This is a genomic window from Corynebacterium sp. HMSC055G02, assembly GCF_001809065.1.
Classification (GTDB): domain Bacteria; phylum Actinomycetota; class Actinomycetes; order Mycobacteriales; family Mycobacteriaceae; genus Corynebacterium; species Corynebacterium jeikeium_D.
Genome location: NZ_KV795672.1, coordinates 68,577 through 90,873 on the forward strand (window position 1 = coordinate 68,577; position 22,297 = coordinate 90,873).

21 protein-coding genes are annotated in these 22,297 nt (G+C 60.0%); 5 read left to right on the forward strand and 16 right to left on the reverse strand.

Features of this window, described 5'->3' with window-relative positions:
• Positions 1 to 110: 110 nt before the first annotated feature.
• From hisI to hisH, 5 genes are all read right to left on the reverse strand, one after another.
• Positions 111 to 509 (reverse strand): phosphoribosyl-AMP cyclohydrolase, encoded by a 399-nt coding sequence (hisI, locus tag HMPREF2547_RS08950; protein WP_048734633.1) that lies wholly within the window; start codon positions 507 to 509, stop codon positions 111 to 113.
• Complete coding sequence (gene hisF / locus HMPREF2547_RS08955; protein WP_070429588.1) at positions 506 to 1,282, reverse strand: imidazole glycerol phosphate synthase subunit HisF; 777 nt, start codon at positions 1,280 to 1,282, stop codon at positions 506 to 508. Before hisF ends, hisI begins: the two co-directional genes overlap by 4 nt.
• 83 nt (positions 1,283 to 1,365) lie before the next feature.
• Positions 1,366 to 2,178 carry an inositol monophosphatase family protein gene (locus HMPREF2547_RS08960; protein WP_049170313.1) on the reverse strand — a complete coding sequence of 271 codons (813 nt, stop codon included), beginning with the start codon at positions 2,176 to 2,178 and terminating at the stop codon, positions 1,366 to 1,368.
• A gap of 103 nt (positions 2,179 to 2,281) precedes the next feature.
• Complete coding sequence (priA, locus tag HMPREF2547_RS08965) at positions 2,282 to 3,016, reverse strand: bifunctional 1-(5-phosphoribosyl)-5-((5-phosphoribosylamino)methylideneamino)imidazole-4-carboxamide isomerase/phosphoribosylanthranilate isomerase PriA (RefSeq protein WP_016422946.1); 735 nt, start codon at positions 3,014 to 3,016, stop codon at positions 2,282 to 2,284.
• Between the two features lie 147 nt (positions 3,017 to 3,163).
• Positions 3,164 to 3,862 carry an imidazole glycerol phosphate synthase subunit HisH gene (gene hisH / locus HMPREF2547_RS08970; RefSeq protein ID WP_016422947.1) on the reverse strand — a complete coding sequence of 233 codons (699 nt, stop codon included), beginning with the start codon at positions 3,860 to 3,862 and terminating at the stop codon, positions 3,164 to 3,166.
• Positions 3,863 to 4,051: 189 nt separating this feature from the next.
• On the opposite strand from hisH, the gene HMPREF2547_RS08975 reads away from it, so the two are divergent.
• Positions 4,052 to 4,675: an arsenate-mycothiol transferase ArsC gene (locus HMPREF2547_RS08975; protein WP_016422948.1), complete on the forward strand. Its 624-nt coding sequence runs from the start codon at positions 4,052 to 4,054 to the stop codon at positions 4,673 to 4,675.
• A 105-nt stretch (positions 4,676 to 4,780) separates the two neighbouring features.
• Here the strand turns inward: HMPREF2547_RS08975 and HMPREF2547_RS08980 are convergent, their stop codons facing one another.
• The 4 genes from HMPREF2547_RS08980 to hisD all read right to left on the reverse strand — a co-directional run bounded on the left by HMPREF2547_RS08980 (position 4,781) and on the right by hisD (position 9,662).
• Positions 4,781 to 6,202, reverse strand: a complete 1,422-nt coding sequence (locus tag HMPREF2547_RS08980; protein ID WP_016422949.1) for an MFS transporter — start codon at positions 6,200 to 6,202, stop codon at positions 4,781 to 4,783.
• A gap of 284 nt (positions 6,203 to 6,486) precedes the next feature.
• Complete coding sequence (gene hisB, locus HMPREF2547_RS08990) at positions 6,487 to 7,125, reverse strand: imidazoleglycerol-phosphate dehydratase HisB (RefSeq protein ID WP_005510321.1); 639 nt, start codon at positions 7,123 to 7,125, stop codon at positions 6,487 to 6,489.
• 45 nt (positions 7,126 to 7,170) lie between these two features.
• On the reverse strand, positions 7,171 to 8,313 hold the full coding sequence (locus tag HMPREF2547_RS08995; protein ID WP_070605608.1) for a histidinol-phosphate transaminase: 1,143 nt from the start codon (positions 8,311 to 8,313) through the stop codon (positions 7,171 to 7,173).
• Positions 8,313 to 9,662 carry a histidinol dehydrogenase gene (gene hisD / locus HMPREF2547_RS09000; RefSeq protein ID WP_016422952.1) on the reverse strand — a complete coding sequence of 450 codons (1,350 nt, stop codon included), beginning with the start codon at positions 9,660 to 9,662 and terminating at the stop codon, positions 8,313 to 8,315. The genes HMPREF2547_RS08995 and hisD overlap by 1 nt, the downstream gene beginning before the upstream one ends.
• Before the next feature lie 296 nt (positions 9,663 to 9,958).
• On the opposite strand from hisD, the gene HMPREF2547_RS09005 reads away from it, so the two are divergent.
• From HMPREF2547_RS09005 to HMPREF2547_RS09015, 3 genes are all read left to right on the forward strand, one after another.
• Complete coding sequence (locus HMPREF2547_RS09005) at positions 9,959 to 11,665, forward strand: hypothetical protein (protein ID WP_016422953.1); 1,707 nt, start codon at positions 9,959 to 9,961, stop codon at positions 11,663 to 11,665.
• A gap of 77 nt (positions 11,666 to 11,742) precedes the next feature.
• Positions 11,743 to 13,533 carry a hypothetical protein gene (locus tag HMPREF2547_RS09010; RefSeq protein WP_016422954.1) on the forward strand — a complete coding sequence of 597 codons (1,791 nt, stop codon included), beginning with the start codon at positions 11,743 to 11,745 and terminating at the stop codon, positions 13,531 to 13,533.
• 50 nt (positions 13,534 to 13,583) lie between these two features.
• The gene (locus tag HMPREF2547_RS09015; protein ID WP_016422955.1) at positions 13,584 to 14,159 is read left to right on the forward strand and encodes a hypothetical protein; all 576 of its coding nucleotides are present in this window, start codon (positions 13,584 to 13,586) and stop codon (positions 14,157 to 14,159) included.
• A gap of 34 nt (positions 14,160 to 14,193) precedes the next feature.
• On the opposite strand, the gene nadC is transcribed toward HMPREF2547_RS09015, so the two are convergent.
• The 6 genes from nadC to bioB form a co-directional block, all read right to left on the reverse strand.
• Entirely contained in the window at positions 14,194 to 15,075 is an 882-nt protein-coding gene (nadC, locus tag HMPREF2547_RS09020; RefSeq protein WP_049190033.1) for a carboxylating nicotinate-nucleotide diphosphorylase, read from the reverse strand.
• Between the two features lie 6 nt (positions 15,076 to 15,081).
• A complete protein-coding gene (nadB, locus tag HMPREF2547_RS09025) occupies positions 15,082 to 16,641 on the reverse strand; it encodes an L-aspartate oxidase (RefSeq protein ID WP_083296882.1) in 1,560 nt (519 codons plus the stop codon).
• Between the two features lie 10 nt (positions 16,642 to 16,651).
• Complete coding sequence (gene nadA, locus HMPREF2547_RS09030; RefSeq protein WP_070605612.1) at positions 16,652 to 17,728, reverse strand: quinolinate synthase NadA; 1,077 nt, start codon at positions 17,726 to 17,728, stop codon at positions 16,652 to 16,654.
• A gap of 292 nt (positions 17,729 to 18,020) precedes the next feature.
• Positions 18,021 to 18,599, reverse strand: a complete 579-nt coding sequence (locus tag HMPREF2547_RS09035; RefSeq protein ID WP_069359173.1) for a hypothetical protein — start codon at positions 18,597 to 18,599, stop codon at positions 18,021 to 18,023.
• Positions 18,600 to 18,674: 75 nt separating this feature from the next.
• Entirely contained in the window at positions 18,675 to 18,977 is a 303-nt protein-coding gene (locus HMPREF2547_RS09040) for a biotin synthase auxiliary protein BsaP (RefSeq protein ID WP_016422960.1), read from the reverse strand.
• A complete protein-coding gene (gene bioB, locus HMPREF2547_RS09045; RefSeq protein WP_049190419.1) occupies positions 18,964 to 19,971 on the reverse strand; it encodes a biotin synthase BioB in 1,008 nt (335 codons plus the stop codon). Before bioB ends, HMPREF2547_RS09040 begins: the two co-directional genes overlap by 14 nt.
• 191 nt (positions 19,972 to 20,162) lie before the next feature.
• Here bioB and HMPREF2547_RS09050 point away from each other — a divergent pair, with 191 nt between their 5' ends.
• A complete protein-coding gene (locus HMPREF2547_RS09050) occupies positions 20,163 to 20,831 on the forward strand; it encodes a TetR family transcriptional regulator (RefSeq protein WP_224784224.1) in 669 nt (222 codons plus the stop codon).
• A gap of 40 nt (positions 20,832 to 20,871) precedes the next feature.
• Here HMPREF2547_RS09050 and HMPREF2547_RS09055 read toward each other — a convergent pair whose 3' ends face one another.
• Positions 20,872 to 22,236: a Na+/H+ antiporter family protein gene (locus HMPREF2547_RS09055; protein WP_016422963.1), complete on the reverse strand. Its 1,365-nt coding sequence runs from the start codon at positions 22,234 to 22,236 to the stop codon at positions 20,872 to 20,874.
• Positions 22,237 to 22,297 lie beyond the last annotated feature (61 nt).

The window sequence follows — 22,297 nt, forward strand, 5'->3', positions numbered from 1 at the left end:
GCCGCTATTGTGCCACGCACCCCGGATTGCACATCACTTAACCCCGGACTTCACCGGAGGTGGGCGCGCTTGACGACGAAATCCCCACCTCGGCAACCCGGATCGACTGATTAGCCCTCGAACACGGGATGCACGTCAAAGCAGCTATGCGAGCCAGTGTGGCATGCCGCGCCGTCCTGCACTACCTGCATCAGCACGGTATCGCCATCACAGTCCAACGCCAGCGATGTCACGGTCTGGAAATGGCCACTAGTAAGCCCCTTAATCCAGTACTCGGACCGGGAGCGCGACCAGTAAGTGCCGCGCTTGGTAGCGATGGTGTACGCCAGCGCGTGGGAATCCATCCATGCCATCATGAGCACGCGACCAGTGGATTCTTCCTGCACAATGGCCGGAATCAAGCCGTCAGCGTTGAACTTGGCGATGTTCGCGATATCTGCTGGGAGCGTGTACTCACGCGGATCGTCTCCGGCGCCGTGAGCTGCAGCGCCCGGGGCTAGACCAGTCACTGGCGCACCTCGATCCCCTCGCGGGCCATCTCTTCCTTAACCTCAGCAATGCTGACCTCGCCGAAGTGGAAAATGGATGCGGCCAAAACCGCGTTGGCACCGGCGCGCACTGCCGGGGGGAAGTGCTCTGCCTTGCCCGCACCGCCAGAGGCGATCACCGGGACGTCGACGGCAGCGCGGACTCTCTCCAGCAGCTCCAGGTCGAAGCCATCCTTGGTGCCGTCGCCATCCATGGAGTTCAGCAGAATCTCGCCGACCCCGAGCTCCTCGCCACGGCGTGCCCACTCGACGGCGTCAATCCCGGCCGAGCGTGAACCACCGTGCGTCGTCACCTCGAAGCCCGACGGCTGCGGCGTGCCTCCCTCGGGAACGCGGCGGGCATCCACCGACAGGACGACACACTGCGCACCGAAGCGGCGCGACAGCTCGCTGAGCAGTTCCGGACGTGCAATCGCAGCGGTATTGACACTGACCTTGTCGGCTCCGGCGCGAAGCAGTTGGTCGACATCCTCGACGCTGCGCACACCACCGCCGACCGTCAGCGGAATGAAGACCTCACTTGCGGTGCGACGCACCACGTCGAGCATGGTGCCACGGCCATCCTTGGAAGCCGTGACATCCAGGAAGGTCAGCTCATCAGCGCCCTCCTCGCCATAGCGGCGAGCCAGCTCCACCGGATCGCCGGCATCACGGAGATTCTCAAAGTTAACCCCCTTGACGACCCGCCCATTGTTGACATCCAGGCAAGGAATCACGCGTACTGCCAGAGACATAGTTTTTAAGTTCTCCTCGTGTTAGCTCAAAGTTGTGGCTCGACGGTTTGCGCAACCACCCAGCTCGGGACGTCGCCCACGGTTTAGCTCCGGAAAGTCTCCGGACGACCCAGTTGGTCAATAATCGACCGCAGCGTGGCATGAACATCGCGAGTTCCCGCCAGCACGCCTACGGAATCATGCCGCCAAGGATTGCCCGCCAAGTCTGTGACCACGCCACCAGCTTCGGAAATCTGAAGTACACCAGCTGCGTTATCCCACACATGCGGTGAGAAAGTCACGGTGCCGCCGAATGCCCCCATCGCGGTGGAACCCAAGTCCACTCCGACAGAGCCAGTAATTCGGATCGTCGGATAGCGTTCGCCCACCTTTGACAGCAGCAGTTGGCGCCACTTGCGCGGGAGTGTGCCGTCGGTACTCGCGATGACGGACCCGAAGGCAATCGAAACCGGGCGGCCGGCCTCGGCGTCGATGTTGACGCGACGGCCGTTGACGAACGTGCCGCTACCTTTAGCTGCGGTAATACGCCGGCGTAGCAGAGGCATGGAGGTAATACCAACCACCGGCTCCCCCTCATGCATGAGTGTGAGCAGCATGGCACACAGCGGAAAGCCGTTGGAATAGTTCGTGGTGCCGTCAATCGGATCGATGACCCAGGCGGTATGTTCCTCGGGGACTTTGCCACCGAATTCCTCGCCGTAGACGGGCAGCCCAGAATACTGCGTGAGGAGCTTGCGCAGACGACGCTCAATTTCCAGGTCAGTCTCCGTCGCGAAATCTCCGCGCGGCTTCATGACAACCGGGTCCGCGCCCACCTGCTGCGTGAACAGGCCTTCAACCTCATCGAGCGCCGCTTCAGCAATAGCGAGCATCGCCCGCGGTTCCAGGGCATCCATACTTTTCTAAGTCCTTCATCCGCCGTCTCAGCCGGGGTGCCGTTTGCTCGTTAACGCTTTCGCTTGACGACGTCTCCCCGGTCCGGCCACGAAAGTGTTCTTTTTAGCCGCGAGCTACTGCCAGGGCCTCTTCCAGGGTGAAACGCCCTGCGTAGAGCGCCTTACCCACAATTGCGGAGTCAACGCCCTCATCGACCAGTGTGGCAATAGCTGCAATGTCGTCCAGGCTGCTGACACCGCCGGAAGCGACGATTGGAGCATCGGTAGCAGCAGCGACCTCGCGCAGCAGTTCCACATTCGGCCCCTGCAGGGTGCCGTCCTTGGAGACGTCAGTCACCACGAAACGGGATGCACCCTGAGCATCCAGGCGCTCCAGCACCTCCCAGAGGTCACCGCCGTCGGAGACCCAGCCGCGGCCGCGCAAGCGCCACTGCCCCTCTTCGTTAAGAACATCCAGACCAATGGCTACACGGTCGCCGTAGTTGGCGATAACCTCGCGGCACCACTCCGGATTCTCCAGTGCGGCGGTGCCAATATTGACACGGGCGCAGCCGGTGGCCAGCGCAGCTTCGAGCGAAGCGTTGTCACGGATACCGCCGGAGAGCTCTACCTTCACGTCGAGCTTGCCCACAACGTCGGCAAGCAGGTCGTAGTTCGAACCGCGACCAAACGCGGCGTCGAGGTCGACCAGGTGGATCCACTCAGCGCCTGCGTTCTGCCAATTCATGGCAGCTTCCAGCGGTGCACCGTAGGAAGTCTCGGTTCCAGCAGCACCCTGAACAAGGCGCACAGCCTGGCCATCGGCTACGTCTACAGCGGGCAGCAGGGTCAAACTCATGGGGGCTCTACTCTCTTCGACTTTGGGCGTTGTGGCCATAGTCACCACGACGCTTGTTGCTAGTTATCTCAGTATAGGTGGTCTAGGTGGCGAAATTCCGCCACCTACCAGGTAGTGCGGTTAGGGCAGATACTACCGATTGGGCAACTACAGCGTGTCCACCCAGTTCTGCAGCAGCTTCAACCCTGCTTCACCAGACTTCTCAGGGTGGAACTGCGTGGCCCACAGCGGACCGTTTTCCACGGCTGCGATAAACCGATCGGATTCGTGGGCAGACCACGTCACCAGCGGCGGAGCGATGCGAGAATCCGTATTAAGGTCCCACTTGCGCACACCGTAGGAGTGGACGAAGTAAAAACGCTGATCTTCCAGTCCCTTAAACATCTTTGAGCCTTCCGGTACTTCAACCGTGTTCCAGCCCATGTGCGGCAGAATCGACGCCTCGAGACGCTCGACAGTACCGGGCCATTCACCACAACCCGGGGTGCCGGTGACAGCTGCGGATGCGTCGGTCTCCGCTGCGTGGATGCCGTCGGCGTACTCGACGCCGCGGTCAAAGAGCACCTGCATACCGACGCAGATTCCCATCACTGGTCGACCACCTGCGAGTCGAGAGCCGATCAGGCGCGGCCCTTGTACTCGATGCAAACCCTCCATGCATGCGGCATAGGCGCCGACGCCGGGAACGAGCAGACCATCGGCCTCCATCACGGTCTTCGGATCGGCGGTCACAATAACCTCGGCACCCGTGGTGGCCACAGCGCGCTCAGCTGAACGCAAATTACCGGAGCCGTAATCAAGGATGGCAACGGTCGGGGTCTTCGTCGAAGGTGAGACTTGTTCCATAGTTGGACATTTTAAGGCGCTGGGAATCGATGTTTGCCACTTACCCCAAGAAAACTGCCTGGATAGGCAGAAGCACTGGTATACAACTACCGAATACTTTGGTAAACTCCAGGTTAACAACAGGTTAACTAAGTTATTGATTTATCCCTAATACCCCTGATTACTTTTTCACAGAGAGGCTCCGACGCCATGACTACCGCATCCGTTCTTAGTAAATCATTTGCCATTGTCCGCGAGGACCTTCACCGGCTCTACGGTGCAGCCTGCGATGCTGCGACCATCGATTCCATCCTCGACGATGTCATTGCAGAGCTGTCCAACTCTGCGAAGGTGACTAACTTCCTCCCCGTCCTCGCCGAACGCGAGGCCACCGAACGCATCAAGGCCGCGAGCGGATGCAAGGACTTCGCCCCGCGCCAAGAGATTCTCTTTGCCGATAGTCGCGGTTCCGGCCGTAGCCAGATTGCCACTGCCCTGGCCTACCACCTGGTTGGTGACGAAGTCTTTATCCGCACTATCGGCCTCAATCCAGAGGATGGCCTGAACCCTCGCGTCGTCGCGGCTCTTCACGACCGTGGCGTGGACACCTCACGCCTCACCCAAAAGGCGATTACTCCCCGCGTTTCCCACCGCGCCGATGTTGTCGTGCTCATGGGCATCGACGAGACACCAGCAGTCCCCGGCGACCGCTACGTGGAATGGGATGTCGCAGATCCGGACAGTCTCACAGACGATGAGCTGCAGTCGCTTATCGACGATATCGAAACCCGCCTGCGGGCTCTCTTCACCGAGATGGACGTCGCCGTCGCATAAACAGGCACGGCTGACCCCACACCGGGGGTTGCATCTAATAACCAAAAGAGTGGCTGCGCAAGAACTTGCGCAGCCACTCTTTTTCAAACGTCTCTTTGTATGTAGTTACTTCTTCTTGCGGTCCCGAACCGTCAAACGCGTCACTGCATTCTTTGCCGGGCGGGCAACACGCACAGCGGCCTCCGGCGTACGACGCTTCACGGCATCCCCCAGACGACGCAGCGTAGCGCGGGTGTTCTGGTACTCCGCCACGCGGTGCTTTCCGATGATTCGGTCGAGCACCGCACCAATGAGGCCAACTGCCAGCAGAGCTGCCGCAAAGGCAAAGACAGCCGGGTACGGACGGAGTGCAGCCGCGGCTACGGCTCCCAGAACGAACGAGCCGATACCAGTGCCCGAGTCAAAGGACATGTTCCAGAAGGCACTGGCCTCAGCAGTACGGTCACGCGGCAGGCGGGCAAACATCAGCAGCAGAGCCTCATTTTGCACTATGCCGAAGCCCGCGCCGTAGAAAACGGCCGCAACCAGCAGCAGCCAGGCCGACAAATCAAAGAGAACCACGCCGGACATCATCAGCAGACCAATAAAACCACTGATCAATGCCGGAATCAGCAGAATTCCAGCCTCCGACTTCCGGTCGGCGTAGATTCCTGCGAAATAACGGAACACCATCTGCGCGCCACCGAGAACAGACAGCGACAGGCCAGCCACAACCGCACCGGAGACCAGATCGATTTCGCGAGCTGCCGGGGCAAGGAATGCGGAAATACCACCAAAGCCCATCGCAATCGTGCAAATTGCGAGCGCGGGAATGGCCACCAGCTTCCATGTGGCAACGTGCTCAACGGGGCTCGGCTGAGTTGCTGCAGATCCGGGCACAGGATCGCCGACGTCTTCCTTGCCGCCCTTGCCCTCCTTCGGCGCTGGCTTAATCTTCGGGATAAAGAGTGCCATCAACGAACCGACAAGCGAGATGACGGCGCCCAAGACATAAACAGGGGTGTAAGAACCCGTCTTGTCCGCAATGATTAGTCCTAGTGGCAAGAAAATGAGCTCAGATAAACCAACTGCCACACCGAGAACGCCAGAGGCCTTACCCAGAAATTTCATTGGCACTAGCTCGGCAATCAATGCGGACTCGGCGACAGTCAACGCACCGAAGCCCATACCGCGGAGAACCGCAATGATGAGCACCAAAGCAGCATCGGTGCCAAAGATGTGCAGAATCGTCGGCAAGCCCAGAAACAGACCTGAAATCAGCATGGTCATGCCGTAGCCAAGACGGCGACACATACGTGGAGTCTGCGTCTGTGTGAGAACGGTAGCGGCCATAAAAACACCGGTGTAGGCACCGGCGAGCGAGGTTCCACCGCCATCGTCAAGAATTGCCTGCGGAATGACAGGCATGAGGAGTGACCAGCCACCGAAGGCGGCCATCACGGCGACTAGCGTAGGTACTAGTCCGGGCGCTTTCCACATGCTGTCCAGTTCGTCCAACTGCCTGCGGTCCATCACCCGGGACGCCATTTACTCCATCACTCCTATCAACCACAAAATTGCGCCGGCGAGCGCGATCACAGATAAGAGACCAAGGACAATTGTTCCGACCCTCGATCCGGATTTATAGAGTGACCATGTTCCGCCCACCAGCAGACCAGCGACAATGAACAAAAAATAAGTGCTCAGCGTCGATGCGGTAGACACCTGCGCTAAAAGCACGTCTACAGACGTTGTTACCATCGATTCCCCTAAAATGCCAGCTAAGGCGGATTTTCCGGTTTCCTACAGTGGCCGTCTACTTCAGCTGCGACCTACAGAGTGCCCTTGGTCGACGGCACACCGTGGACGCGCGGGTCGTCCTCGACGGCAGCACGCAGGGCACGGGCCACAGCCTTGTACTCAGCCTCGGTGATGTGGTGCGGATCGCGCCCGTAGAGACAGCGAACATGCAGCGCAATACGGGCATTTAGGGCGAAGGACTCAAAGAAATGCTCGTTGATAACCGTTGCGTAGTGACCACCAATGACGGCAGTCAACATCTGCTCTGGTTCGCCAGTGCCAACGAAGTACGGGCGACCAGACACATCAACCACTGCGTGTGCCAGCGTTTCATCCATCGGGATATAGCAGTCACCAAAGCGACGAATACCAGACTTGTCCCCCAACGCCTGGGCGAAGGCCTGCCCCATCACAATGCCGGTATCCTCCACCGTGTGGTGCGCATCGACCTCGGTGTCGCCGTTGGCGTGCACAGTCAGGTCGAAGCTGCCGTGGGAGCCGAAAGCGGTCAACATGTGGTCGAAGAACGGCAGACCGGTCGAAATATCGGTCTTGCCGGTGCCATCGAGATTCACCGAGCAGACGATGCTCGATTCGCGGGTGGCGCGCTCGACACGGCCAACGCGCTCAGTGCGCTCTGCCTCCAGATGGTCCTTATCACTGAAGTGCATAAGTCAGATCTCTCCTTGTAGTGGGATGTACCGGCAGCATTTCGCTTAAGCCAGCGCGGTCGCTGCCAATTTCTTGGCCGCCGCCAGCAGCGCATCATTTTCGCTGGGCAGACCAATAGTGGCACGGAGACGACCGGGCACGCCAACATCGCGGATGAGTACTCCCTCGTCCAAGAAGCTCTGCCATGCCGTGGCGGCATCGGCGAAGCGCCCAAAGAAGACGAAGTTCGAGTACGAGTCAATCACGTCGTAGCCATAGCTGTTCAGGGCGGCTACGACGCGATCACGCTCGTCGGCAAGCTTTGCGACGGTCGACAGCGTCGCATCCGAGTGGCGAAGTGCAACCGTGGCAGCGGCCTGCGTCAACGTCGACAGGTGGTATGGCAGACGTACGAGCATCACAGCATCAATAAATGCCGGGTTAGCAACGAAGTAGCCGAGGCGGCCTCCGGCGAAGTCGAAAGCCTTGCTCATCGTACGGGAGACAACCAGCTTCGACGGGAACTCAGCCAGCAGCGTTGTCGCCGACGGCTCCTCAGTGAACTCGGCGTAGGCCTCATCGACAATGACGATGCCCGGCGCGGCTTCAATAATGCGGCGCAGGTCAGCGAGCGTGGTCAGATTGCCAGTCGGGTTGTTCGGAGTCGTGATGAAGATGACGTCAGGACGGTGCTCGGCAATGGCCACGAGCGCACTATCCATGTCGATGTCGAAGGTCTCCGGGTCGCGGGCGATGCCGATGAACTCCGTCTGCGTGCCGGACGAGAGGATCGGGTGCATCGAGTAGCTGGGCACAAAGCCCATTGCGCTGCGCCCCGGCCCGCCAAATGCCTGCAGCAGCTGCTGGAGAATCTCATTGGAGCCGTTGGCGGCCCATACCTGGTCGACGGTGATGTCCACGCCGGTCTGGCGGGTGACATAATCGGCGAGTGCGCTGCGCAGTGCTACTGCGTCACGGTCCGGGTAGCGGTTGAGGTCAGAGGCGACCTTCTCCACTTGCGCCACCAGGTCGGCGATGAGGTCATCGGATGGCGGGTACGGGTTTTCGTTGGTGTTCAGGCGAACATCGACGTCGAGCTGCGGGGCACCGTAGGCTTCCTCGCCGCGCAGTTCGTCGCGCAGTGGCAAATCTGCCAGCGCCAACTTGGCTACCGACGGCTGTGGCTGATTCTCAGGCTGGTTGCTCATTAGTTGTTCCCCTTTTCTGCGCCATTGTCCTCAGAGCCGAGAAGCGTCTCAAAGCGGGCACGGATGGCCTCGCCGTGCGCTGGCAGTCGTTCTTCGTTGGCCAGGACTACTACGCTGTCGGCAACTTCCTTCAACGCGGCCTCGTTGTAGTCAATCATGTGGACCGACTTGAGGAAGGTGTGCGTTGACAGGCCCGAGGCGTGGCGGGCGGTGCCGGAGGTCGGCAACACGTGGTTAGAGCCGGCCGAGTAATCGCCCAGTGGCACCGGCGAGAAGCGACCGATGAAGATTGCGCCGGCATTGGTAATGCGTTCGGCATCGGCCTGCGCGTTTTCGGTGTGGATCTCCAGGTGCTCAGCGGCGTAGGCGTCTGCAACCTGGATGCCGATATTCATGTCGTCGACAAGCACGATGCCAGACTGATCGCCGGTGAGCGCCTCGCGAACGCGGTCGGCGTTCATGGTGACCTCGTAGCGGTTTTCGACCTCGCGGTCGACGGTGGCGGCGAAATCGGCGTCGTCGGTGATAAGCACGCTGGCGGCCATGACGTCGTGCTCAGCCTGGGAAATCAGGTCGTAGGCGACGGAGACAGGATCAGCGGTGTTATCTGCGAGAATGGCAATTTCGGTCGGGCCAGCTTCGGCGTCGATACCGACGACCGAGCGGCACAGGCGTTTGGCGGCGGTAACGAAGATGTTGCCCGGACCGGTGACCATGTCGACCGGCTCGAGGCTCTCGTTTTCATCGCCGTATGCGAGCAGTGCGACGGCCTGTGCACCACCGACGGCCCACACCTCGGTCACGCCAAGCAGCTTGCAGGCAGCCAGGATGGTCGGGTGCGGCCAGCCGTCGTTGTCGGCCTGCGGCGGAGAGGCGACGACGAGGGACTCCACACCAGCTTCCTGAGCTGGGATGACGTTCATCAATACGGACGACGGGTAGACGGCGTTGCCCCCGGGGACGTAAAGACCGACGCGCGAAACCGGAATCCACTTCTCGCGGACAATGCCGCCGGGCAGAATTTCAACAGTCTTATCATTCGGCTTCTGAGCAGCGTGGAACGCGCGCACGCGCCCGATGGACTCCTGCAGAGCAGAGCGGACATCGTCTTCCAGCGCAGCTTCCGCGGCATCGATAACCTCCGCTGGAACGCGCATGGATGCCGGACGAATACGGTCAAACTTCTCGGAGTACTCCATCGCCGCTTCCACACCACGGACTGCCACGTCATCGACAACGGGCTTGACCGTGGGAATCATCGAATCAACGTCTGCCGCACCACGCGGCAACACTCGACGCAGAGTGGCGGTGGTGGGAGTCTGACCGCGAAGATCAATAGTGGACAACATAATTAATTAGTAACCGCCTATTCGCACGATGGATTCATACGTGAGCACTTCAGAGTGACAAAGAAATGACAACAAAGTATTGAAAATCTGGGTCAAAGCCAAAGACTTTATCCACGGTTTTCGCTACTATTCGCCCTTAAAGGCACCCTTGAGTATGAACTAAGCATATCTTTCTCACGTTAGGTTCATACCGATTGCCCCATTTAACCCCTCATACTGTGGCGCAAGTTAGCTCCGCCACAGTGACCCATTACAGTGTTAAGGAAAGTAGTAACCAGTCGTAGAAAGGTCAGCTGTTGAACCAGGAAGGAAACAGCCCGGATTTGCCGGAGCTCGTCGCAGCCTATGCAGACGCGACCGCAGCCGACAATTCCCTGGCCACGCGCCAACTGGAATCAGTTTTCGCGCATCATTTCTACAACCCACAGCTCTTTTCTGACCCGGAAGCCCACGGCGTTACCGAACACGTCGGCGCGTTTTACCGCATAGTCCGCGAGGTCACCGAATCGCTCGGCATGATGACGGCTGCGCACGATGCCGCCCTGAACTGGATGGTATGGGCATCCGATAACGACAACGTCCCGGAGTACTGGCGCGCCCGGGCACGGCTAGCGGCGGATGAAGCCCGCCGCTACACCACCTTTATCGCCGATGGCCCCACCTCTGCTGCCGCAGAGACCGAAATCCCACTCATCGCACGCATGAGCAGGGAGATCACCTCGTACCGGGCACTCGTGCTTGCCGACGATCTGGATGCCCCAACCAGCAGTCACAGCGCGGTGACCACGGATGCGGATGGGCCGCGGCCGCAGGAATCGTCGGCAAGCGAAGAAGCGGAGGAGCCGTTTAGCCCACGCCAGTGGAAGAAGCGGGCGGCACTGACTGACGCGCTGATTCGGATTGCAAGCGCCCTGCGAAAGGTCAACCGCGAGGACTTGGCACGGGAGCTGCACGAGATGATTCGTGCACTGCCAAATGAGGATAAGTTTGAGTCGATTGCGCTGGCGAAGACTCTGACGGAGGCATCACTGCTGCACCGAGCCGGGAAAGTCGTCGACGCAGCGCGACTTTGCGCCTCACAGCTCAATGCAATCGGTAACCGCTCCGTAATCGCGGGCCTTGAGCTGAGGCAGAATTTGGCACGGTACTCGATAGAGACAGGTAATAGCGATACCGCGTTCCGAATGCTGTCAAACAACGTGGCAGTCGCGGACCAGCACAGACTGGACACTGACTATATTCTCGCGGTTCGTGAGATGGCAGACATCAACTTCGAGGTGGCACACAACAAGCCCGATGCCGGGGAGATGCTGAAGCTAACTCAGCGCGCCCAGGATGTGTCGGCAGACTACCCCAACTGTGAAGTCACCATGGAAATCGCGCTGCTGAAGGCAACGGCACTGTACGAGCTCGGAGATTTCCACCATGCCGGCCAGGAAGCGGAGTCGGTTGCAAAGTGGTCTGAGCCTACCCAGGATTCCGCACGTACTGATTTTTCCTGTGCCATTGCGGCGGAATCGGCAGTCCAAGAGGGCAATACTGAGCATGCCGCAGTACTCTTCGACGCACTGGCCGATATTCGTGCCGGATACTCGTCCCCGATTTCGCCTGCGGAAACTCTGATGGATGCCGCACTATCACTCAGTAACGTGGGCGCTACAAGTGAACTGACTGACCACCTGATGGAACGCTCACGTGGCTACGTGGTTGGGTCCTGGGAATCGGCCAAGTGGCATGAAGCACAGGCGCTGTTGTGCTGGTCTGTGTGGGACAACGACGGCGTGTACAAGTACGCCGACGAAGCTGCCGAGCTTTTCTTAGAAGCCCACGCCCCTGCCGACGCCGCCCGCACACTGACCATCGCGGTGCGTGCTGCTGCTAGTGATAACAATGAGGAACGCGCCCGCCGGTTCGCGGTTCGCATCGGCGACCTAGTCGGCCCGGATCACCCGGTGCGCGATGAAGTTCGTGGACTAATGCGTAGCTTTTCAAACCCGGCTTAACAGCGCACCCGACTGCACAGGTCTGAAAAACAAAGCAGTTTTTGCATCTTCCCGATGCCACGGGCGAAGATAGTCCAATGGTCTGGTGGGAAGAAGAAAACTCTGAGTCTGGAATTCAAGTTGGCGATTGGGATACCGGCATCGCGGCCGACTACGCGTCAGGGAATTCAGAAAACGCATCAGCAACGGAGAACTCGTCCGAACCCCTGGACTTTCCTCCCCTGCCCAATCCGCTAAAGGCATTACCGGACTCACTTCCGGAGCTGCTGGTTATTTCCCGCAGGGCCGGTGCCACGCTCGACCACGTCACCAGTTGGCGCGCTGTCACCAAGTTCGCCCACACGCACTGGTTAGCCGACGCGCCTACCAACTCCCCCGATGTCGTTGGCGAATTCCACGCACTCAGGCACGCAGTCGCCGACCAACTGGAATTAGTAGAAGAAGCCGCTGCTGCACGCGCCGAGTGGCTGCGCTGGGCAACTGAGGCCAACATCCGCCCCGCGATCTTGCACGCACGCTCCTACGGAGCATTCGCCGAGGCAGAGGCCTTCATCGACGCCAACCCAGGTGATGCCATCACCGGCCGGCGCCCCGAGGACTCCGAAATCCCCGAGCTGATCAGGCTTACTAAGGACATCGTCGCCACCACTCCACAGCCCGGGGAGGCCTATTACTACCTGGTCAGCGCGGCTGTTGCTGGTGCCGCAGCATCGCTGGCGCGCCGGGCGGAAATCGCCGGTCAACTCTCTGAATGGTCCGCACGCTGGGCACCAAAGCGAAGCAGTTTTGATGACCGCAAGCTATTGGAGGCGCAGCTCGCGCACAGCCGTGGTGAGCTGCGCAGGGCCGCCCGCATCGCAGCCAGCGTCGCGGCAGCCCCTCAGTCGGAACCCGTCACCACGACGATTGAAGCTCGCCAATTCCTGGCTTTCCTCTCTCTGGAAGCTGGTGAGGAAGCGGAGGCAATCCGCCAGCTACGCCCAATCGTGCAGGCTGGTCTCGATGCAGGACTCACGGTCGCGGTGCTTCGCAGCGTGCGTCTGCTCTGTGCGCTTCTCAACGCCCACGGCGATTTCGCGGAATCCGCCGCAATTGCCCGCCGCGCGCTCGCCAGCGCCGAAGGCATTCCGGTCAACCCCATCACCATGGATATCCAGCTCGTTCTGGCCCGCAGTCTCCTCGACGCCGACGAGGTTGACGAGGCGCTGCGCTTTGCCGAACCAGTTGCGCACTGGTCAGCATTTACCGCCGATGAAGAACGCACCGACGCGGCTTTTTCTATTGCCTCCGCAGCCGCGGGTCTCGGCAATAATCCCCGCCAGGCGGCAAAGCTGCTCATCGAACACGGCGAGCACCTTGAACGCAACGGCGATACCAAGGGCGCTGCCAAGGCCTACCGCCAGGCTGCACGTTCCATCATTCATGTCATTGACCTGGTCATTTCCGAAGAGGGCTCCGAATTCACCGCCGAGATCGTCTCCGAGGACGCTTCCGCCGTCATTGACCACACGCTCAACGAGGCTGAGGACCTTCTGCTGCGTTCTCAGAAGCTCATCTCCGACGACTGGTCACTCGCCGACTGGCACGACGATGCCGCCTACGTCTTCTACTCCGCTGGCCGCGACACTTTGGCCATCAACCATGTGGAAGCCGCCGCGAAGGGCTACCTGCAGTCCGGCGATGGCGAGGAAGCCGCCCGCGCGCTGCTGGCGGGGGTTCGATACCGTCTCGACGCGGGTGATTCCGACGGTGCCGCCGCCTACGCCCGGCGCGTCGAAGAGCTTCTGCCCCGCGACGTGTGGGAAGGCCATCCTGTTCTCGATGCCCTTGACGTCATCATCATTCAATCGCTTGACGACGAATACTAGCGCCCCGCCCACTTCGGTGCTGGCGGTGGCACAAAGTAGAGTGTTAGGTCATGACTACTTCTGGTGATTCCGCGACTTCTAGCCCGCAGCAGCTTTTCGACGCCGCCACGGCATTGGCTGAGGAAAACAACCTCTGGGAAGCAGCCCTAACTCTGATGCAGGGGTTCGAGGAGCTCGGCGACGAGGCGGATGCTCCGCAGACCGACAGTCTGGGGCGCCCCATCCGTGGCTCTGCACCGAAGCTGATGGACAAGGCCGCGGACTGGTTGGATTTGCTGGATAACCTGGAGAAAGACGGCTTCGAGCCGACTGCGGACACCCCTCCGCGCCACTTGCGCTGGGCGATGTGGCACACCTTGAACGGCCAGGCAGAGATTCGTCGAGGACATCAAGGGCGCGCCATTGATCACCTGGAGTTGGCGGCGGGACTTTTCCAGTCCGATAACCTCAATATCCAGGCCGTGCCTCTGCTTGCACAAATTGCACAGTGCCACCTGCATTTGGGCGATGTCGCTGCTGCAGAGAAGGCGCTTTACCGCGCACAGGAAACCTGTGATGAGCAATCACGGGAGCGCTGGGGGTCGGCACTAAGCGAGATTGGGGCAGAGATCGCCCGTCGCCTGTAGGCGAAGCTACGAGGCGAAACCGGGGCTGATTCAGCTACTGCTCGTCGAAGTCGAGTCCGACATCGAACACCTTGGCCGAGTGGGTCAGCGCGCCCACAGCCAGGTAATCGACACCACAGGACGCGTACTCACGAGCCACATCGATGGTCAGTCCACCAGAGGACTCCAGCTGGGTGGCCGGAGAAATCTGCGAGCGGCGCTGCACCGCAATCTGGGTCTCCCAGACCTCGAAGTTGTCCAGCATGACGATGTCCGGCTTCATCGGCAGGATTTCATCGAGCTGTGCGAGGGTATCGACTTCCACCTCACACGGCAGCTCCGGGTACTGATCCCGCACCCTCTTCAACGCACCGGACACGGAACCGACAGCCACCACGTGATTGTCCTTAATCAGTGCTTCATCGCCCAAAGCGTAGCGGTGGTTAATTCCGCCGCCGCAGGTCACAGCATACTTTTCCAGGTTGCGCAGCCCCGGCAGCGTCTTTCGGGAATCGCGCACCCGCGCACCGGTGCCGACAATCGCGTCAGCCCACTGGCGCGTCGCAGTAGCTACACCACTGGCGTGCGTGAGGATATTCAGCATTGTCCGCTCAGCAGTCAGCAACCCCCGAGTCGGTGCAGAAATCGTTGCCAGCACTGTGCCAGGACGCACCAGGGTGCCATCTTCAACGTGCTTTTCGACGGTGAACTCACCCGAGATGACCTCCTGCAGCGTCCACTCCACCGCATCAATAGCCGCGATAACGCCCTCTTGCCGGGCCACCAGGCGGGCGCGTGCCTGCGCAGATGCCGAGACTGTCGACAGCGAGGTCACATCCGGCCCGAAGCTCATGTCTTCCTGTAGTGCCGTCCGAATGAGGCCACGGGTGATGTTTTCGTTCAGCACCCCGCGCAGAGTGTCCTTCTCAAGAGTCATGGTTAGCTAATCCCCGTCCTTTTCAAACCAAGTGTGGCACCCCAAAGTATATGGTCGTACCAATGCCGCTTCGACGACTTTCCTTGCGGCTACGACCTGAACCGATTGCGGGAGCCGATCGATAACCGCCAACGCCTGCCGCAAACTCTGCTCATTGCGCCTTACACCAGCGCCTTCCTGCATCGCCGTCTGCAACCGGAAAAGCTGCCGTGGTTCCAGTTCTGGCCGTGGCTGCGGCAGGCTTTCAACTGCCGCTGCGAATTCCTCGTCCCCGACCGGCACAGCGTGTGTTTCAGCGACTTTTTCGGCCACCCGCTTGCCGACGACCAGTCCCTCCAGCAACGAATTGGAGGCCAACCTGTTGGCACCGTGGAGCCCTGTTGCGGAGCATTCGCCGGCCGCAAAGAGACCCAGCACGCTAGTTGCACCGAATGGGTCGACGGCAATACCACCACAGGTGTAGTGGACCGCCGGGGCCACGGGTATGAGGTCCTTGGTCGGATCAATCTCCGCTGCGGTTAGGCCCGCTGTGATCGTCGGAAAGCGGGCGGCGAAGTTGTCGATGTGACGTGCGTCGAGGAAGACGTGGTCCTCGCCGAGCTCGCGCATGCGAGTCGCGATGGCGCGCGAGACGATATCGCGCGGAGCCAGGTCCCCGCGAGGGTCAACGCCGGCGGTCACACTGTTGCCCCGGGAGTCGACGAGAATGGCTCCTTCACCACGGACCGCCTCGCTGATGAGATGGCGTCGGCCGGTGCCATCTGATGCCGAGCGCTCGTCATAGAGCACCGTCGGGTGGAACTGGATAAACTCCATGTCCCGAATCTCCGCGCCAGCATCGGAGGCCATGCCGATAGCCTCGCCGCGGGCGCCCGAGGGGGCCGTGGTCGCACGGTAAATATGGCCCACGCCACCGGTAGCCAGCAGAGTGGCGCTAGCGCGAATAGCGCCACCGCCACGGGGATCCGCTACCAGCGCCCCCAGCACGCGGCCGTCTTTGCCGACGATGAGCTGGCGCGCTGTGGCGTTTTGCAGTACTCGCACGCCGGTAACTGAGGCTTCTAGGGCGCGCTCGATTTCAGCACCAGTGGCGTCACCGCCGGCATGAATGATGCGCCGCGCGTGGTGTCCACCCTCTTTAGTGCGGGAATAAACGGCCGGGTTATCCGGTGCCGGGTCGAATGTAGCGCCTAGCCCGATTAGCCACTCGGTCGCCGCAGCGCCGGCGCGGATGATGGAAGCCACAGCCTCTTCATCGCAGTGTCCGGCACCGGCATCGAGAGTATCCGCGATGTGGTAATCAATGGTGTCGTCGAACCCGTTGGCCACATGGCCGCTGGGGTCGTCGTCAAGCCCGACGACCGCGAGCCCGCCCTGTGCGAGATTCGTGGCCGCATCGGCGAAACGTAGCTGTTTGCGGGCACCGACGCGCCACTCGACGCTGTCGATAACCAGCACGTCGAGGCCGAGCTCAAGGGCCCGACGCGCAGCACTGAGCCCTGCGACTCCCCCGCCGATGACGAGGAAGTCACACGTCAGTGTCCAACTGTCGAATGATGGGCGCAGACCAAACGTGTTACTCGCCTCCGCCTGGGTTACCGATAGCGATCATGCGCTCGACCGAAGCGCGCGCCTTGTCGGCGACATCCGGCTCGACATCGACTTCATCAGTGCCCTCAACGAGGCAGCGCAGCAGAGCCGCCGGAGTGATGAGCTTCATGTACGAGCAGGAAGCGCGGTCGTTGACCGGCTCAAAGTCAACATCCGGTGCGGCCTTGCGCAGCTGGTGGAGCATGCCCACCTCAGTGGCCACGAGCACCTTGCCGTTGGGCTTGTTCTCCTTCAGCTTCTGCGCCTCGGTCAGCATCTCGCCGGTGGAGAGCATCTGCACGCGCTCGGGCTCGATGGTGCCTTCACCTGCGAGGTAAATCGCAGAGTTCGCGCAACCGCACTCCGGGTGAATGAACAGCTGCGAATCGGCGTTCTCCTCCGCGCGGTGCGCGAGTTCCTCACCATTGATGTTGGCGTGGACGTGGCACTCACCAGCCCATACCTTGATGTTGTCGCGGCCGGTCTCACGGCGGACGTGTGCGCCGAGGAACTGATCCGGGTTGAACAGGATCTCCTGGTCTTCCGGGATGGACTTGACCACGTCGACGGCGTTGGAGGAAGTACAGCAGATGTCGGTCAGAGCCTTTACGTCTGCCGTGGTGTTGACGTAGCTGACCACCAGTGCGCCGGGATTCTCAGCCTTCCACTCGGCCAGTTCGTCTGCAGTGATGGAGTCCGCCAGGGAGCAGCCGGCGCGCTCATCCGGGATGAGGACGGTCTTCTCTGGGCTCAGAATTTTGGCGGTTTCCGCCATGAAGTGGACACCACAGAAGACGATGACGTCGGCATCGGTTTCCGCAGCGATGCGGGAAAGTCCGAGGGAGTCGCCTGTGTAATCGGCAATATCCTGAATCTCCGGCAGCTGGTAGTTGTGCGCAAGAATTACGGCATTGCGTTCGCGGGCGAGGCGCTTAATCTCCTGGGCCCAGCGCTCATCTGCAACTACGCCACCGTAGCGGCCATCTTTATCGACTACCGATTCGTACAGATCCGATTCAAGGCGCGGCAGGCTGGAAGCATTGGCCGCAAGGCTGGTATTCACGGAAAACTACGTCCTTACTTCAATGGGCTGTGGCTACGACCGGAGAAAACGCCGTCACCGTTACCGGCAACGGTCCCCGGAGGCATTCGCAGCGGACTCAAACGGGCAAGTGCAAGAGACCTAAGCTCGCCACACAATATCGAAAAAGCCCCTAAATCGGGGCGAATACTGACATCGAAGACGAACCTATTTCCCAAAATTGTAAGGCTTGTATAAGCCTATTTCCCAATAACTACCCCTGTTCAGTAGGAAATAGTGCTTTACGACGGACCCCGCGCAGAACCTCACTGTCTCACTTAGTGACCGAATCTGCGCCCGTAGCATTGTCTGCAGCGCTCTCGTTGCCTTCCGTGAAGTCCGTTTGGAACAACACCCGGGACCACAGTGCGAGCATGGCAACCAGTGGCGCGACCAGCAGCGCTACATAGGTCTTGAAGTCCGGAATCACCGAGAACTTATCGCCCGGCTGCATTCCCGCCAGATCCGGCTGGAGCAATGCCGCAACCGACTGACCGACGAGGTACGTCACTGCTGCGCTCATCAACGCGGAGAAACCTGCCCAGCCAATTGCTGTGAGCATCTGCACAGGGGTCGTGATGGCACGATTTCGGAACGTAGTAATTCCCAGCACCAGGCCGCTGATGGCAGTGACAGCAACAAACCAGAGCAGCCCAATAAAACCAGCGTCAACGGTTTCTTGAATAATCGCTAGTTGGTTATCCGGGAGCATTTGCACTTGCTGCTTGGGGCGTAGGAATGCCCAGGCCACTCCGGCTATCGTTCCCGTTACGACGGAGAAGAGAACAATACCCGAGGCCATTGCCACGCTCTGCTTTTCAACGTGTGGGACTCGGGTATTTTTCATAGTCATAGTTGACTAACTTACCTCACGGCGCACGTCCAGTACTAGCGTGCCCGAATGGCGCACTAGCACAATCAGCGCCTTTTATCGCTGCTCCAACATAACGGAGTCCACTTCGCCGTGGCGCGAGCACTTTGCAGTCCAGCCGTCCGGACGCACCTGCACCACCATCCGACGCCCACAGAGCTGGCAGAACCGAGGCGCCTCCAGTCCAGCTTTTGCACCATAGGAGCGTTCGCGCACTTCACCAGCTTCGAGGTCGGCGCCGGTAAAAGGATCGAACTTGGGCTCATCTCCCAGCACCATGGCCTGGAGCAGCTCTGTGGAGTCGACTTTCTTACTCCGCGGCGAGCGCGGGCTAGATGTCCGCGGCTTAGACAGTTGCATTGAGGGCCTTAATTGGGAGTCGTACCTTGCCAAGCATGTCCAGGTCCTGCTCCGCCGGACGGCCCAGAGTGGTCAGGTAATTACCGACAATGACAGCGTTGATACCGCCGAGCAGCCCCTTTTCTGCGCCCAGGTCGCCCAGGGTGAGCTCACGACCGCCAGCAAAACGCAGGATGGTCTTCGGCAGTGCCAGACGGAAGGCACCGATGGCACGCAGTGCGTCCTTGGCTGGCATCGGCTCGCGACCGGCGAACGGAGTGCCCGGGCGCGGGTCGAGGAAGTTCATCGGCACCTCGGTCGGGTTGAGCGCCGCCAGGTCCTGAGCAAACTCGGCACGCTGCTCAAGGGTCTCTCCCATACCCAGGATGCCGCCACAGCAGACCTCCATACCGGCTTCGCCGACCATACGCAGGGTGTCATGACGTTCTTCCCAAGTGTGGGTGGTCACGACCTGCGGGAAGTAGCTCTTGGCGGTCTCGAGGTTGTGGTTGTAGCGGTGAATACCAGCCTTGGCCAGGCGATCCACCTGCTCCTGCGTCAGAATGCCCATAGAGGCGGCCACATTAATGTCCACCTCTGCCTGAATGGCGGCGACAGCCTGTTCCATCTGGCTGAGCAGTCGCTCGTCCGGCCCCTTTACTGCAGCAACGATGCAGAACTCAGTCGCACCCGACTTTGCGGTCTGCTTAGCGGCGTCCACCAGCGCCGGGATATCCAGCCATGCCGAACGCACCGGGGACTCGAACAGACCCGACTGCGAACAGAAGTGGCAGTCCTCTGGGCAGCCGCCAGTCTTCAGCGAGATAATGCCTTCAACCTCGACCTCTTCGCCGCACCACTTCAAGCGCACCTCATGCGCCAGTGCCAGCAGATCCTCGATGCTGTCGTCATCGAGGTTCAGAACTGCCAGGGTCTCCTCATAGTTCAGCCCCTCACCGCGGCCGAGCACCTTTTCTCGGGCGAGTTCCAAAATGTCCTGCTGCTGTTGAGTCATGGGGGTGATGCTCCTTGAGGCTGGGGATAAAACTTGAACACCGTTTCAGAAGTTGTTCAGTTATCAAACTTAATACCGCAGCTACAGAATGTCGAACAGGGTTCAATTCCCGTCGTGTCGCGGATTTACGCTCCCCATTTCAGCCTTGAGACATCTTCCAGATGATTCTTCTTTCGTCTACGGTAGGCAGTGTGCAATTGACCAAGGACATCATTGTCGACGCAGCTCTCACCATTCTCAACGAGTACGGACTCGGCGATCTCACGATCCGCCGCCTGACTCGCCACTTGGGTACCGCCGCTGGCGCAATGTACTGGCACTACCCTTCCAAGCAGGCACTGCTGGGCGCCGTCGCTGACCGCATCTTGGCTCCCTGCACAGAGTTTTCCGCCACAGGCGATTGGCGTGCCGACATCGAAGCCGTCGCCGAGCTGCTCTACTCCTGCCTCACCGCTCATCGGGATGGCGCCGAGGTCGTCTCGGCCGCGCTCGCTACGGGCACCGCCACGATTCGCCCCGAACAACTGCTTGCCGACGTCCTGGAGAATGCATCCGAAACCTCCATCAGCACCCCATCAGCGGGTGATACCGCGTCTGTCCTCGTGTACTTCATTCTCGGTGCGACAGTCGACCAGCAGACAGCCATCGCGCTTAATCTAAATGGCGCCAAGGGCGTTTCCGACAATGGTGATGCCAGTGGCGAGAACACCGCCGGTAAGGACGCTGAGGTCGCGACTTCCCCTGAAGATACGGCTACACAGACAAAAGAGCTCGGCCGCCAGCGCATTGCACTGGGAACCGAGCTCTTTATCGCCGGAATTGCGGGGGTTGCGGGGACTAAGGGAATTGCAGGTCACTAAGCCCCGCTGAAACAATCACGCTCACGGTCACGCCCCGGCGCTAGAGCACCAGAGCTGCTACCCAACCAGCTGCCAGCAGCGGCAGGTTGAAGTGCAGGAAGGTCGGAATAACCGAATCGCGAATGTGGTCGTGCTGCCCGTCGGCATTGAGACCCATCGTCGGGCCGAGCGTCGAGTCCGATGCCGGCGAACCAGCATCGCCCAGAGCACCTGCAGTACCAATGATGGCGACGGTAGCCATCGGCGAGAAGCCCAGCGATACACACAACGGCACATAGATGATGGCGATAATCGGCAGCGTCGAGAAGGACGAACCAATACCCATCGTGACCACCAGACCAACGACCAGCATGGCGAATGCAGCGGCAGGCTTGTTGCCCGCAAACAGCTCTGCAGTAGCGGTCACCAGCGGCTCGATCTGGCCGGACTCCGACATCACCGAGGCGAAGCCCTGTGCAGAAATCATGATGAAACCAATCAGGGCCATCATCTTCATACCGGCGGTGAACACGTCGTCCGCCTCACGCCAGCGCACGGCGCCGGTGAGCATGAAGATTGCCAGACCAGTGAGTGCACCAATCAGCAACGGATCGGCATCGGTCTCCATAGAATTCATCACAATCTGGACGACGAAAGTCACCACGATTGCAACGAGAGCGACGATAACTCGGTACTTCGACACCGGTTCGTCAGACTGGGTTTCTGCGTGTGAGGACTGGGCAATCGGCCGATCTTCGTAATGCCGTGGCTTCCGGTAGGAGAAAAATACGGCAATGGCCAGACCGGCCAGCATGCCGAGAGCCGGGATGCCCATCGTCATCATGATGTTGATATTGGAAACATCAAGGCCAGCATTCTCGATGTTCCCCAGCAGGATGTCGTTCAGGAAGATAGAACCGAATCCGACCGGAACCCACATGTAGGTGGTGACCAAACCGAAGGTCATCACACTGGTAATCATTCGACGGTCGATGTTGAGGCGGTTAAATACCGGCAACAGCGGCGGAATAATCAGCGGGATAAACGCAATGTGAACTGGGATGAGGTTCTGCGACATAATCGCCATGGCCAAAATGCCGGCGACCATACCCCACTTGGTCCATGCCTCTGCCTTAGATTTAGCGCCTTCATCCTCCGTACCGATCTTGGCAATCAGCCAATCGGCCAGCAATTTGGGCAACCCAGAGGATGCCACTGCCATGGCAAAGGCACCCAGCATGGCATAGCTCAGGGCAATCTTCGCACCACCAGAGAGGCCTTCCTGGAAGGCAACCATTGTGGCATCGAGCCCCATACCGGCGGAAAGACCACCGACTAAGGCGCCAATAAACAGCGCTAGCACAACGTGTACCCGGCAGACCGCCAGGATTAGCATCACCAAAACGGCGAGAAGAACGGCATTCATAAGGAAAATATTAAGGCAACCTTAAGTATTTCCAGCAACCGGGGCTAGAAAGATTTCACCC

Coding starts and splice junctions, on each gene's coding strand:
- HMPREF2547_RS08980 (WP_016422949.1), bottom strand. CDS start 6,202: ATGGCGTCCCGGGTGATGGACCGCAGGCAGTTGGACGAACTGGACAGC.
- hisD (WP_016422952.1), bottom strand. CDS start 9,662: ATGTTGTCCACTATTGATCTTCGCGGTCAGACTCCCACCACCGCCACT.
- HMPREF2547_RS09040 (WP_016422960.1), bottom strand. CDS start 18,977: ATGCAACTGTCTAAGCCGCGGACATCTAGCCCGCGCTCGCCGCGGAGT.
- HMPREF2547_RS09010 (WP_016422954.1), top strand. CDS start 11,743: ATGGTCTGGTGGGAAGAAGAAAACTCTGAGTCTGGAATTCAAGTTGGC.
- bioB (WP_049190419.1), bottom strand. CDS start 19,971: ATGACTCAACAGCAGCAGGACATTTTGGAACTCGCCCGAGAAAAGGTG.
- HMPREF2547_RS08960 (WP_049170313.1), bottom strand. CDS start 2,178: ATGGATGCCCTGGAACCGCGGGCGATGCTCGCTATTGCTGAAGCGGCG.
- HMPREF2547_RS08975 (WP_016422948.1), top strand. CDS start 4,052: ATGACTACCGCATCCGTTCTTAGTAAATCATTTGCCATTGTCCGCGAG.
- nadC (WP_049190033.1), bottom strand. CDS start 15,075: ATGACTCTTGAGAAGGACACTCTGCGCGGGGTGCTGAACGAAAACATC.
- HMPREF2547_RS09055 (WP_016422963.1), bottom strand. CDS start 22,236: ATGAATGCCGTTCTTCTCGCCGTTTTGGTGATGCTAATCCTGGCGGTC.
- hisH (WP_016422947.1), bottom strand. CDS start 3,862: ATGGAACAAGTCTCACCTTCGACGAAGACCCCGACCGTTGCCATCCTT.
- hisB (WP_005510321.1), bottom strand. CDS start 7,125: ATGCACTTCAGTGATAAGGACCATCTGGAGGCAGAGCGCACTGAGCGC.
- priA (WP_016422946.1), bottom strand. CDS start 3,016: ATGAGTTTGACCCTGCTGCCCGCTGTAGACGTAGCCGATGGCCAGGCT.
- HMPREF2547_RS09015 (WP_016422955.1), top strand. CDS start 13,584: ATGACTACTTCTGGTGATTCCGCGACTTCTAGCCCGCAGCAGCTTTTC.
- hisF (WP_070429588.1), bottom strand. CDS start 1,282: ATGTCTCTGGCAGTACGCGTGATTCCTTGCCTGGATGTCAACAATGGG.
- HMPREF2547_RS09035 (WP_069359173.1), bottom strand. CDS start 18,599: ATGACTATGAAAAATACCCGAGTCCCACACGTTGAAAAGCAGAGCGTG.
- HMPREF2547_RS08995 (WP_070605608.1), bottom strand. CDS start 8,313: ATGAGCAACCAGCCTGAGAATCAGCCACAGCCGTCGGTAGCCAAGTTG.